Consider the following 13,497-nt stretch of genomic DNA (forward strand, 5'->3'; position numbering starts at 1 on the left):
ATCATCATGGGGAAGACAGTTTCAGAAAAAGTAACGCTAAAAGAGGTGAACAAGGTCAGATGGCTGACCGTGACCGCCATATTTATGGCACTTAACATTGCAATGTCAAGCTTTGGCATCACAGTTCCGGGAGGGCATCTGTATCTGTGCGATCTGATCATATGCACTGCGTCCATCCTTCTTGATCCTCTGGCAGCTTTCATTGTCGGCGGCGTTGGATCGTTTCTTGGGGATATGATCTTCTATCCGCTTCCGATGTTTGTTTCACTGGTTGTACACGGACTTCAGGCAGCTACCATTTCCTATATGGTTCATAAGGGAAAAGAGTCTTTTGCCAAATCCCTTGTTGCCACTCTTGTTGGTGCTGTTATAATGGTAGTTGGGTATACGCTAGGCAAGACCTTTGTCTACAGCACATTTGAATACGCTATGATGAAGCTCCCTTACGAGATCGCTCAGGCCCTCATCGGCGTTATCGGTTCACTTCTTCTGTGCTACAAGGCTGGTCTTCTTAAGATCTTTAAGAAGATGGAACTTGCTTAACTATAGAACATTATCAAAGGCAGGCGATATAAATGAATTATTCAGAAGTAAAGGCCCAGGCAAGGCAGGCAATAACAGAGATTTTGGAGAGTGCCAGGCTACGGGAGGGTTCCATTTTCGTAATCGGCTGTTCCTCCAGCGAGATCCTCGGAGATCAAATCGGCACAGCCACAAACCTCGATTCCGCAAATGCAGTATTTGATGGTATCATCCCTGTTCTCAAGGACAGAGGCATATTTGCAGCAGCTCAGTGCTGTGAGCATTTAAACAGAGCCCTTGTAGTAGAAAGAGCCTGTATGGACAAATACGGATTTGAGCAGGTAAATGCAATACCACAGCCCAATCACGCAGGCGGAGCCTTCGGGACCGTATGCTATGAGAGATTCGATGATCCGGTACTTGTAGAAGATATCGGTGGCAGAGCCGATGCAGGAATAGACATAGGCGGAACCATGATAGGAATGCACATGCACGCAGTTGCAGTTCCCATGAGAATATCACTTCGCAAGATTGGTGAAGCCCCCATTATTTGCGCACGTCACAGGCCCAAATACGTAGGCGGACAAAGAGCCATCTACGACCAGAACTTAATATAAACAAATAAAAAGCTCCCATCGGAATCACTCCAATGAGAGCTTTTATGTTTCTTCTGCAGGTTAAAGCGTTACGAATTTCTGCGTAGTATCGCTAAGCTGCTCTGTAACCTCATTATTCTTATCAATAGCTTCTGTAATCTTCTTGATACCACCTACAATTTCCTGAGAGCTCTCAGCCGACTGCGAAATTGCTTGCGAACTCTCCACAACGGAAGTACTGATGAGCTGAACAGACTCAACCATCTCAGTCATTATATCATTAAGGTTTTCAGCTTTGTTATTGAAGCTTCCAAGCATTTCTTCCATAATATCCGCTGTATGCTCGTACTTTTCTCCTGTAGCAACAAACTCATCATAGTCACTTATAACCTGACCGTTGATGTAATCAAGTACTGCCTGAGCATTCTTGGCCAGATTATTAACCGCTTCGGTAACTTCGTTACTGATAACCTGGATATTTCCGGCTGTCTGCCTGCTGTTATCGGCAAGAGCACTGATTTCGGTTGCAACAACCGAGAATCCCTTTCCTGCTTCTCCGGCTCTTGCAGCCTCAATTGAAGCATTGAGTGCAAGTAGATTTGTCTGGCCTGCAATATCAAGGATAACCTTTGTAAGCTCATTGATCTGCGCAACCTTTTCGGACTCATGCACCGATTCCATAAGCGTTGCGGAGAGGTTTTCCACCTGTTCTCCTGCTTCTGCCTTTTTCTTGATCACTCTGGCCTTAAGTTCATCGGCCTCAGCCTTGATATCTCCCGCTGTCCTGGTACCTTCCGTTGCCTGATCAGCAATTTCCTGTGCAGCATTCTTAACGCTCTCAACTGATTCATTGATATGCGAAACGTTTCCTGATACGGTTTCCATGCTTGCGGAAAGCTCTTCAAGAGCAGCTGAAGTATTGGTCACGTTATCATCTGCGACACGAAGCTGTGACACCACTTCCTCCGAAGATTCTGTCAGAACTATCGATCCGTCCTTTACATCTTTCATGATTCCCTGGAGAGTCTCTATAAAGTGGTTGACACCCGTAGTTATATACAAAAGCTCTGATCTGGCTTTAGTCCTTATCCTGGCTGTAAGATCACCTCTGCCTTCTTCAATGTTTGAAATAATGACATTAACTTCATCCGAGATGCTTCTGATCTTCTTAACAATATTCTTGTAGCTGATAAGGAAGCTGAAAATGATCAGCGCTATAATTACAATAATGCCGATGGCAGCCGTCACCTGTCCGGAATTAAACAGTGCCTGCATCTTCTGAGTCGTAGCTGATGCAGACTCATTTATTGCCTCATCAAGAATATTTGTGGAGTGGAAAATAGCAACCTTTTGAATCTCGGCTTTATCAAAAAGAATGGAATAAGCAGAATCCTTGTCTCCCGAATCACACTTAGTCATGGAAGAATCTATAAACTTACTCATTCTCTGATATTGCCCTCTGATCTCACTCATCTGGGCAATTGCCTTTTCATTCCCAATTGTCTGGAAGTCATTTTCCAGTGCAGATATATCTTCTTCAATGGTAGCCTTAACAGCATTTATCTGCGGCAGTAATGCCTGTTTGGTCTCATCAGCAGAGGCAGCCACATAACCGGTTGTCTGGTCATACAAAGACATGACGTCGTTCTTAAGCATAGCTTCATGCTGTGTAAGTGTCATCATGGTTTTAAACATTGAGATACTGCTGCTTGTAGAGGTATCCATCGATGACATGACAAAGGACATTACAATGACAAAAGCGATCAAAATGGCCACATTTGCAACTGCTATCTGGAACATAATAGAATTGATTTTTTTCACTTTGATTTTTTCTTCTCTCATGCTCCCCTCCTTATAATTTCGAATACCATTCTGTGGCAACTTTCTTGAACTCTTTTACAAAGCCGGATACATCAAGTTCACCCTTTGCAAATTTCTGATACACAAACGACAATCCCTTCTGCCCCAGACCCTCAGTCATTTCCATCCAATGCCAGCTGGAGGTCTTTCCCGATGAAATGTAACTTGAAATTACAGGAGCAAACGGATCGGAAGCCACATATTTACAGTCTACAAAGGGACTTACGAAACCGGCTTGTTCAACCAGTATCTGCTGTGCGCTATCCTCAGAGCACCACTGAAGGAACGCCAAAGCCGCATCAACATTGCCTTCCTTTGGTACCGCCCACCAGTTGGGTGCGCTTGTAAGAATTGTATCCATCCCATCTTCAAATGCATATGGCACCATACCCACTTCAAAGCTTCCTGCCTTAGCATAGTCATCTGAACCTGAAAGAGTTGCTCCTATCCAGGAACCCTGAGTAACAAATGCATATTTACCAGCAGCAAACCCAGCCACCTGATCATCATATGTTCCGCTTACAAGAAGATCCGGATCTGAGTACTCATTGAAAAGACCTATCATCTCTGCGTAGTGCGTAAGACGATTTTCATCCACACCGCCGCCATTAGACATCAGGTCAATATAGGTAGTATCCGATCTTGAAAGGCCCGAATCGATATAAGCTCCTGTCAGGTGGTTACCTGCTGACCATCCAAGATTTTCCGGCTCAGCAGAATAGCCGATCACTGCCTTAAGACCAAGCTGTTCTTTTTTAGCATCGATAGTCTCAAAGGCTTTTTTCATGGCGTCAGGACCTGTTATTGAAGCCGGATCTACACCGGCTTTTGTAAGAATGTCTTTATTATAAGCAAGTCCAATAGCCTCTGTTGTATATGGAAATCCTAAAGTTCCGTATGTCGAATCTTTATAAGCAGCATCGGTTCTTGATGCCCACGCCTGATCGCTCATATCTACGAGAAGGCCTTCCCAGTTTCCAAATCCCGAAGACTCGCAAGCTATAATATCAGGCATCTGATCTGACAAATAATATCCTTTGAGGGTAGCCTGCGCATCAACACCACTCTGCACAGTCATTATATTGACCTTTACCCCCGTATCCTTCTCATATTGCTGAGCAAGGGCCTCCAATTGGCTTGCGACCTCACTCTTGATATTTAATAAAGAGATAGAGCTGACACTTTCAGTGGTATCTGCTTCTATCTCTTTATTTTGTCCGCAGCCTGACAATATGCAAGTTAGCATGATCACCAGCGCCAGCGATAAACTATAAAGTTTTTTCATAGCGCGCATCCTTTCTTTTCACAAAACAAACCAAGGGGTGTACATATAAATTGTACGTTATTGCGCGCATATAATCATGTTTTTTGAGTTTATTTAATCCATTTTTAACACATTTATAAATATTAGTGGTGGAAAAGACGAAGGCCTGTGAATGCCATAACCATGTCGTGGCTGTTAGCAGCTTCTATTACATTGTCGTCTCTTACTGAACCTCCGGGCTGAGCAACATATTTAACACCGCTTCTGAATGCTCTCTCGATGTTATCTCCAAATGGGAAAAACGCATCTGAGCCAAGAGCTACATCTGTATTTTTATTCAGCCAGGCTCTCTTTTCCTCAGCTGTGAATACAGGTGGCTGCTCCTTGAAGATGTTCTGCCACTTGCCGTCTGCAAGTACGTCCATGTAGTCCTCGCCGATGTAGAGATCGATGGAATTGTCTCTGTCAGGGCGCTTGATGGAATCAAGGAAAGGAAGATTCAGAACCTGAGGTGCCTGACGAAGGAACCAGTTATCTGCCTTGTTTCCTGCAAGTCTTGTGCAGTGGATTCTGGACTGCTGTCCTGCTCCGATACCGATGGCCGCTCCGCCCTTTACGTAGCAAACAGAGTTTGACTGTGTGTACTTAAGGGTGATAAGAGCAATCTTGAGGTCGATGAGTGCTGCCTCAGGAAGGTCCTTGTTATCTGTAACGATGTTCTCAAACATCTTGTTGTCTATCTCAATGAAGTTGTGACCCTGCTCGAAGGTGATACCGAAAACCTGCTTCTTCTCGATATCCTCGGGAACATAACTTGGGTCAACCTTGATAACTGCGTAGTTTCCGCCCTTCTTAGCCTTTAAGATCTCAAGAGCCTCGTCTGTATAGCCGGGAGCAATGATACCGTCGGAAACTTCTCTTTTAACAAGACGAGCTGTATCAGCATCGCACTCATCTGAAAGAGAAATGAAATCACCAAAGGATGACATTCTGTCTGCGCCACGTGCTCTTGCGTAAGCGTTTGCAAGAGGGCTGAGTTCTCCAAGATCCTCTACCCAGTAGATCTTCTTCTCGATATCTGTAAGAGGTGTTCCTACTGCTGCGCCGGCAGGTGATACATGCTTGAAAGATGTAGCTGCAGGAAGTCCTGTTGCCTTCTTAAGCTCAGAAACAAGCTGCCAGCCGTTTAATGCATCAAGAAGGTTGATGTATCCGGGACGACCGTTAAGTACCTCAATTGGAAGGTCTGCGCCGTTTTCCATATATACACGTGAAGGCTTCTGGTTAGGGTTGCATCCGTATTTTAACTGAATCTCGTTCATCTTATTTCTCCTCCTTCTTGAAGTTCTTGTTGTAGATCCTTGTCTCTTTTGCTCCTGTTGCGATATCGATATATCTTGTGAAAAGAGATACCTTGTTATCTGCGTTAAGTGCTGTCCAAACATCATCTGTGAACTTGTTGATATCGCCTGAGATATTCACCTGTGTAGGTTCTCCCTCAAAGCTTGGAAGCGGATTGCCATCGCCCTGGTAGGTGTGGATGAAGTATCCCTCTCCGGCCTTGGGATTCTCGTATGTGTAAGTAAATCTCTGGCATGATGACGGATCGCCGTGGTTACTCTTAAGGATTGAAAGAGCAAAGTCATATTTTCCGCCCTTAACGTTCATGATGCCTGAAATTCTGGGTGTGTAGTTAGGAGCATCGGGCTCGAACTCTCTTGTTCTGAGTGACTCCTCAAAGCTCTGTCCAGCCTGCATAAGCTCGTAAATTGTATCTGTCTGATCACCGTTTGTAACAATGGTTGATGTTCCGCGAACACGAACAGGTGCATAGATGATAAGGCTTGGGTCCTCCATCTTGGACTCATCGAAAGCCTGGGTGCGGATTCCGTCTCCATCCTCTACGAATACTCTGTTTCTTGAGTTCTCGCTTCTTCCCATAATGAAGTATGCGCAAACTGCATACTTGCCATCCTCGGATGTGCCAAGGATGATGCCCCTTCCCGGATAGGTAGTGCTGCTAAGTTCTTCTTTGAGATTAAACATTTGTCCTCCTTCTCCTTGTCCCGCTGCACTAAACTCGAAAATACCTCGTTAAGTGCACGTGACTGGTTCGCACTAGGCTCGACAATACCTCACCAAGTGCTCTACACAAAAAACCGCCTGAGCATGCCACTAAAAGCGGTTGCCCAGGCGGTCGACTGTTCAAAATTATTATCTGTACTCCCATGTGGTTACCCACTTATCCGCCAGTTGTACAGACACATATAACATACACTTTTGAGGCCAAAATTTCAAGTCAATTTTTGGGAATTCTGATCTCAATTTTAGTTCCTTTGCCAACTTCAGAGTTTATGAGCATGTCGGCATTTTCCATGATTTTTATCCTGTCTCTGACGTTGCGAAGACCGATGTGTTCACCGGGAAGCTTGTCCATTTTGTTGTATTCGTCTACATCAAAGCCTGCTCCGTTGTCTTCTATGCAAACCCTGAAATAATCTCCGCAGTCATCGGAAGAGATGATAAGGAGTCCTTTTTCTCCGTTCTTCTTTTTGCAAAGTCCGTGCTTTATGGCATTTTCAGCCATGGGCTGGACGGTAAGTGCCGGTATGGTGAAGTTCGTGGCATTTATTCTATATTCCACATCGAATCTTCCATCGAATCTGACCTTTTCGATGTCAAGGTAAACCCTGGTGTGTTCAAGCTCTTTTTCAAAAGGAATAGGCTCTTTGCTCTCGATAGAGCCGATGCTCTGACGGAGGTAATCCGCAAGATTGTTGACCACATACTTGGCCTTATCCTTATCAACATCGCACAGAACATAGATCGAATTCAGCGTATTGTAGAGGAAATGAGGCTTTATCTGAGAAAGCGCTATTCTCTGTCTCATATCTTCCAGCTCGTCATCCTGTCTTTTGATCTTCTCTCTCTGCTCGATCATGGTCAGAACATTGTCCTGCAAAGCCTGCATGAACATGATCAGCACACAGACGCAGATTGCATAGTTTGAAAGAGACATTCCTATAAAAAGATTTACTATGGCCGTAAGTGTCGGAATGGCGGCAAAGATGACTATTACTGTAAACCTTCTTTTGTTGAAAAGATGCCTGTGAGTAATAACGTACACTACGGAAATAAGGACAGGTATAAAAAACAGAACTGACCAGATGGTAAAGCCGGGGCCTCTGGAGTACAGATTTGTCATGGGATCTATCCAATATATAAATTTGTTAAAGTATGAGATAACATGAAACAGGAGCGTTGCTGTTGAAATAGCAACAATCCCGCGCAAAAGTCCCTTGCCTCTTCCCTCATCACTCATGGATTGAACAATATACAGGCAGTACAGGACAGGAAGAATCGCTATCAGAGAAAAAGTCATGAAATTGCTAAAAATATTTAAATAATAAGCACTCTTGCCCGGGGTTCCGTTGAAATACCATGAAACACCATCACAAAGCAGAAGAATACCAACCAAAAGCTCAATGGACCCGAGAGCTCTGTATTGTTTTTTGATGTAAGAACTGGTTAAAAACAGATAAACAGCAGCGACAAAAGAAAGCACTGCGCTAAGGATTTCAGTACTGGCATAGATGTATTTTGCAACCATTGCAGAATCTCCCCGCATTTTCCGGAAACGTTTCCGAATATTCTGGCAAGAAAAACTTTTATGTGTTATTGTTAATAATAATATATCAAAATTTAGAAAATTTGGGGAGGTAATTCCAATGCCCGGTTGGTTAAAAGATGCAATATTTTATGAGATATATCCTCAGTCCTTTAAGGATACAAACGGAGACGGAATCGGAGATTTTAACGGTATCATTGAAAAGCTCGATTATGTAAAAGAGCTTGGCTGCAATGCGCTTTGGATCAACCCCTGTTACGATTCTCCTTTTAAGGATGCCGGCTATGATGTTCGCGACTATAAGAAGGTTGCAGAGAGATACGGCAGCAATGAGGATCTCTACAATCTCTTTAAGATAGCCCACGAAAAGGGCATCCACGTGCTGCTTGACCTTGTTCCCGGACACACCTCCGAGGAGCATGAATGGTTTTTGGAGAGCAAAAAGGCTGAGAGAAATGAATTCTCTGACAGATACATCTGGACAAACGGCTGGATCGAAGGAATCGCAGGACACCCTTATATAGGCGGAGAGGCTGACAGAAACGGCTGCTATATGCTCAACTTCTTTAAGTGCCAGCCTGCCCTTAACTACGGCTTTCTTAAAAGAACTGAAGAGTGGCAGAAGGCTCCCGATGATCCGGCATGTATCGCCACAAGGGAAGCCATGAAGGATGTTATGCGCTTCTGGCTTGATAAGGGATGTGATGGCTTCAGAGTTGACATGGCTGATTCTCTGGTTAAAGACGATGACGAGAACAAGTCCGCAACCGGCGCTATCTGGAAGAACATCAGAGAAATGCTTGATAACGAGTATCCCGAGGCAGCCATCATCTCCGAGTGGAGTAATCCTAAGCAGGCCCTTAAGTACGGCTTTCATGCAGACTTTTACCTTGATCATCGCGGAAACGGCTACAACACTCTTCTTCGCGACTATGAGACCGATGGCGGCGATAAGAGCTTCCTTAAAAAGGATGGCCACGGCGATATCATGAGGTTCTTAAACGACTATCTGCCCAAATACGATGCCACCAGAAAGGACGGCTATATCAGCTTTATCACCTGCAACCATGACACTCCAAGACCGCGCAGGACTCTTAGCATAGACGAGCTTAAGATTGCCTATGCGATGTTCCTGACTCTTCCCGGTGTTCCGTTTATCTACTACGGCGATGAAATTGGTATGAGATATTTTGAGCTTCCAACCAAGGAGGGCGGCTATACCAGGACCGGTACCAGAACTCCCATGCAGTGGAGCGAAGGCAAGAACAAGGGCTTCTCTACTGCCCCTTCCGACAAGCTCTATCTCCCGGTTGACCCATCAGATGATGCTCCGACAGTAGAGTCTCAGGAAAAAGACCCTTCATCGCTCTTAAACACAGTAAAGGCTCTTACAAAGCTCCGCCACGAGTATAAAGACCTTCAGGCGGATTCAGAGTTTGAGATCATTTATGCGGAAGCGGATGAGTTCCCGTTCGTGTATAAGAGAGGTGATCTGATAGTTGCTATAAATCCTTCAGATAAAAAGACCTCAGCCACTCTTCCCAAGAATACAACAAAGGTATTCGAGATCGGAGAAACTGAGATTAAGGATGCTTCGCTGCATATGCAGCCACAGAGTTTTGTTGTGCTGAAGTAGAAAATAAAGCCAAGTGAGTCAGTGGGGACGTTTCAGTTTGACTCATTTTGTCGTGACAAAATGAGTCAAACTGAAACGTCCCCACTGACTCACTTGGCTTATTTTTATTCTACAGTTACACTCTTTGCCAGATTCCTTGGCTTATCAACATCAAGTCCCTTAGCAACGCTGGTGTAGTAACCAAGCAGCTGCAAAGGAATGATTGCCAAACTTCCCACAAAGTGTTCATCAACCTTAGGAATATAAACAGTAAAGTCTACCTGATCCTCAATATTGTATCTTCCGTAGGTTGTAAGTCCCATAAGGTATGCGCCACGGCTCTTGCACTCAGCCATGTTGGAGATTGTCTTCTCAAGAAGTGATGGCTGTGTGAGAACACCGATAACAAGAGTTCCGTCCTCGATAAGAGAGATGGTTCCGTGTTTAAGCTCTCCTGCTGCATATGCCTCTGAATGGATATAGCTGATCTCTTTCATCTTAAGGCTTCCCTCAAGTGATATAGCATAGTCTATACCTCTTCCGATAAAGAAGATATCATGAGCATTTGCGTACTTAGCAGAGAACCACTGGATACGCTCTTTCTCGTCAAGGATCTTCTCGATCTTGGCAGGGATGCTCTGGATCTCTTTTATGTAATATGCAAGCTTATCATCGCCATCCAAAGTCTCTCTTACTTCAGCGAGCTTTAATGTAAGGAGATATCCGCAGATAAGCTGACAGCTGTATGCCTTGGTTGTAGCAACTGAGATCTCAGGGCCTGCAAGGGTGTACATAACATGATCTGCTTCTCTTGCGATGGATGATCCGACTACGTTTACAATTGCAAGAGTCTTAATTCCGCTCTCCTTGGCAAGACGAAGGGCTGCCAGTGAATCAGCTGTCTCTCCTGACTGTGAGATAACAACTGCCAGAGCGTTCTTATCAAGAGGCATCTTACGATATCTGAACTCTGATGCAAGCTCAACTCTTACAGGAATTCCTGCAAGCTCCTCGATGATATACTGCATCTCCATTCCAACATGCCATGCGGATCCGCAGGCAATGACATAGATCTGAGAAATCTCTTTTGCCTCTTCATCGGTAATTCCAACCTCGGAGAGATCGATCTTGCCGTCTGTTACGTACTTACCGATGGTATCAGCAACTGCCTTGGGCTGCTCGTGGATCTCCTTCATCATGAAGTGCTCAAATCCACCTTTTTCAGCAGCTTCTGCAGAGAAGGTTACTGTTGTAACGTCCTTCTCAACCTCATCACCGTCAAGGTTAAAGAATGTAACCTCACCGGCTCTGATACGTGCCATCTCCATGTTGTCGATGTAATAAACATCTCTTGTATACTTAAGGATGGCCGGTACGTCGGAAGCGATAAAGGACTCATCGTCCTTAACACCGATGATCATAGGTGACTGCTGTCTTGCGACATAGATCTCACCCGGATAATCCTTGAACATAACTTCAAGGGCGTAGGAACCACGTACTCTTACCAAAGTCTTAGCGATAGCATCGATGGGGCCTACCTTGTATTTCTTGTAGTAGTAATCCACAAGCTTGATCAGAACCTCTGTGTCAGTATCTGAATAGAACTTGTAATTATGTCTGATGAGCTTTTCCTTGAGTTCCTGGAAATTCTCGATAATACCGTTGTGAACACCTACAACCTCAGATTCTACTTCTCCGGAACCTGAACCTGTGCAGTTTCCGCTCACATGGGGATGTGCATTGATAAGGCTTGGTGCACCGTGGGTAGCCCATCTGGTATGACCGATACCACACTCACCTGAAAGTGCATATCCTCCGTTAGTTTTATTGGAGAGATTCTCCAGTTTACCTACAGCCTTTACGACTACTGCCTGATCTGCACCGTTTCTTACTGCGATACCGGCAGAATCATATCCTCTGTACTCAAGTTTTGAAAGTCCATCAAGCAGAATTGGTCCTGCCTGCTTATGGCCTATATATCCTACTATTCCACACATATAAATTTACTCCAAATGACCTTTCTTCTGGATCACATCAATTACCTGATCCACATATTTTTCGCAGATTTCATCGCTCTCTGCCTCAACCATTACACGAATAACAGGCTCTGTACCTGACTCTCTTACAAGGATACGTCCTGTATCGCCGAGGGCCTTAGCAACTTCATCAACTGCATTCTGTACATCAGGGTCGTTCTGTGCATCAGGCTTACTCTTTACTCTTACATTCTTAAGAACCTGAGGATAGAAAACAACAGGAGCTGCAAGAGCGCTAAGAGGCTTCTCTTTTGCAAGCATAACCTCCATGAGCTTAAGAGATGTTAAAATTCCGTCTCCGGTGGTTGCATACTTGGTGAAGATGATGTGTCCTGACTGCTCTCCACCTACGCGGTGACCATATGTAACCATGTTCTCGTAAACATACTTGTCACCAACCTTGGTCTTCTCGTACTCGATACCAACCTTATCAAGAGCCTTGTAAAGGCCAAAGTTACTCATTACTGTTGTAACAACCTTGTTGTTTGCAAGAGCGCCTCTCTCCTTGAGGTAAAGGCCGTAGATGTAGATGATGTGATCACCTGTGATAACATTACCCTTCTCATCTACTGCAAGGCATCTGTCAGCATCGCCGTCAAAAGCAAATCCGACATCAAGGCCCTTCTCAACAACAAACTTCTGCAGATGCTCGATATGAGTTGATCCGCAATCTGTATTGATATTAAGACCGTCAGGCTCATTGTTTATAACAAAAGTCTTAGCTCCGAGTGCATCAAATACAGCCTTAGCAACCTGCCATGAAGCACCGTTAGCACAGTCAAGTCCGACCTTCTTATCCTTGAAGCTGAACTTGGAATTGGAAATAAGGTATCCTACATAGCGGTTTCTACCTGCAACGTAGTCAACTGTTCTTCCGATATCTGCTCTTTCTGCAACAGGAATCTCAATCTTGCCGTCGATATAATCCTCAACGCGAAGGATTGTCTCCTCGTCCATCTTCTCACCATTGCCGTTAAAGAGCTTGATACCATTGTCATAGAATGGATTGTGAGAAGCACTGATCATGATACCACAGTCAAAATCATCAACTCTTGTGATGTAAGCAACTGAAGGTGTTGTGGTAACGTGCATGATATAAGCATCTGCTCCGCTGGCCATAAGACCTGTACAAAGAGCGTACTCAAACATGTAGCTGCTTCTTCTTGTGTCTTTTCCGATAACAACCTTAGCCTTCTTGCCATGGTTAGCACCATAGTACCAGCCAAGATATCTACCGATCTGTACTGCATGCTCAAAGGTCAGGTTCTTGTTAGCCTCTCCCCTGAAGCCGTCTGTTCCGAAATATTTACCCATTATCTGTCCTCCTTGTGGATGATCTCTCCACTGTTCTTATAAATAGAATTCTCAGGAACAACTCCCCTTACGCAGGAAGTCGGATAAACGTTGGAATTACGGCCGATCACGGTACCGGGGTTGCAGACTGAATTGCAGCCGACCTCAACGTGGTCACCCAGCATAGCACCGAATTTCTTCATGCCTGTCTCGATATTCTCAGTTCCGTTGTGAACTACAACGAGCTTCTTGTCACTCTTTACATTGGAAGTGATGGAGCCTGCGCCCATGTGTGAATAGTATCCGAGGATACTGTCACCTACATAGTTGTAGTGAGGAGTCTGAACGTGATCAAAGAGGATAACGTTCTTTAGCTCAACGCTGTTTCCTACTACGCAGTCAGCACCTACAAGGGCTGATCCTCTGATAAATGCACCGTGTCTGACCTCGGTGTTAGGTCCGATAATACATGGACTTCCAAGGTATGCGCTCTCAAATACTGTAGCGCTCTTGTGCACCCAGACATTCTCCTTAACCTCTGTATACTCATCTCCGAGCTTTGGTCCAAGTTCAAGGATGAAATCCTTGATGCCCTTCAAAGCCTCCCAAGGATAAGTGAACTGACGCAGATAGTCTGCGGCAAGTGTATGATCGAGATCATACAGATCTGTAATAGTGTACAT

The 13,497-nt window shown here is 44.7% G+C and carries 11 protein-coding genes and 1 riboswitch; of the genes, 3 read left to right on the forward strand and 8 right to left on the reverse strand.

Going from position 1 to position 13,497, the window contains the following annotated elements; all coding sequences use genetic code 11:
* Positions 1–6: 6 nt before the first annotated feature.
* Both G632_RS0112990 and G632_RS0112995 read left to right on the forward strand, forming a co-directional pair.
* Entirely contained in the window at positions 7–543 is a 537-nt protein-coding gene (locus G632_RS0112990; protein ID WP_022769744.1) for an ECF transporter S component, read from the forward strand.
* 32 nt (positions 544–575) lie between these two features.
* Positions 576–1,139, forward strand: a complete 564-nt coding sequence (locus G632_RS0112995) for a TIGR01440 family protein (protein ID WP_022769745.1) — start codon at positions 576–578, stop codon at positions 1,137–1,139.
* 60 nt (positions 1,140–1,199) lie between these two features.
* Here G632_RS0112995 and G632_RS0113000 read toward each other — a convergent pair whose 3' ends face one another.
* From G632_RS0113000 to G632_RS21365, 5 genes are all read right to left on the reverse strand, one after another.
* A complete protein-coding gene (locus tag G632_RS0113000) occupies positions 1,200–2,960 on the reverse strand; it encodes a methyl-accepting chemotaxis protein (RefSeq protein WP_022769746.1) in 1,761 nt (586 codons plus the stop codon).
* A gap of 10 nt (positions 2,961–2,970) precedes the next feature.
* Complete coding sequence (locus G632_RS0113005) at positions 2,971–4,263, reverse strand: ABC transporter substrate-binding protein (protein WP_022769748.1); 1,293 nt, start codon at positions 4,261–4,263, stop codon at positions 2,971–2,973.
* Between the two features lie 122 nt (positions 4,264–4,385).
* A complete protein-coding gene (locus tag G632_RS0113010; RefSeq protein ID WP_242826726.1) occupies positions 4,386–5,663 on the reverse strand; it encodes a phosphoribosylaminoimidazolecarboxamide formyltransferase in 1,278 nt (425 codons plus the stop codon).
* Entirely contained in the window at positions 5,566–6,288 is a 723-nt protein-coding gene (locus tag G632_RS0113015; protein ID WP_022769750.1) for an IMP cyclohydrolase, read from the reverse strand. Before G632_RS0113015 ends, G632_RS0113010 begins: the two co-directional genes overlap by 98 nt.
* A gap of 134 nt (positions 6,289–6,422) precedes the next feature.
* Positions 6,423–6,509: riboswitch (ZMP/ZTP riboswitch) on the reverse strand.
* A gap of 32 nt (positions 6,510–6,541) precedes the next feature.
* The gene (locus G632_RS21365) at positions 6,542–7,852 is read right to left on the reverse strand and encodes a histidine kinase (RefSeq protein WP_022769752.1); all 1,311 of its coding nucleotides are present in this window, start codon (positions 7,850–7,852) and stop codon (positions 6,542–6,544) included.
* Positions 7,853–7,970: 118 nt separating this feature from the next.
* Here G632_RS21365 and G632_RS0113025 point away from each other — a divergent pair, with 118 nt between their 5' ends.
* Entirely contained in the window at positions 7,971–9,506 is a 1,536-nt protein-coding gene (locus tag G632_RS0113025; RefSeq protein WP_022769753.1) for an alpha-amylase family glycosyl hydrolase, read from the forward strand.
* 104 nt (positions 9,507–9,610) lie between these two features.
* On the opposite strand, the gene glmS is transcribed toward G632_RS0113025, so the two are convergent.
* The 3 genes from glmS to G632_RS0113040 are packed head-to-tail and all read right to left on the reverse strand — an operon-like array spanning position 9,611 to position 13,497.
* Complete coding sequence (gene glmS / locus G632_RS0113030) at positions 9,611–11,482, reverse strand: glutamine--fructose-6-phosphate transaminase (isomerizing) (protein WP_022769754.1); 1,872 nt, start codon at positions 11,480–11,482, stop codon at positions 9,611–9,613.
* A 6-nt stretch (positions 11,483–11,488) separates the two neighbouring features.
* Positions 11,489–12,835, reverse strand: a complete 1,347-nt coding sequence (gene glmM, locus G632_RS0113035; protein WP_022769756.1) for a phosphoglucosamine mutase — start codon at positions 12,833–12,835, stop codon at positions 11,489–11,491.
* Positions 12,835–13,497 (reverse strand): acyltransferase, encoded by a 663-nt coding sequence (locus G632_RS0113040; protein WP_022764452.1) that lies wholly within the window; start codon positions 13,495–13,497, stop codon positions 12,835–12,837. The genes glmM and G632_RS0113040 overlap by 1 nt, the downstream gene beginning before the upstream one ends.

Origin of the sequence: Butyrivibrio sp. NC2007 (assembly GCF_000421405.1) — a bacterium.
Taxonomy (GTDB): Bacteria; Bacillota; Clostridia; order Lachnospirales; family Lachnospiraceae; genus Butyrivibrio.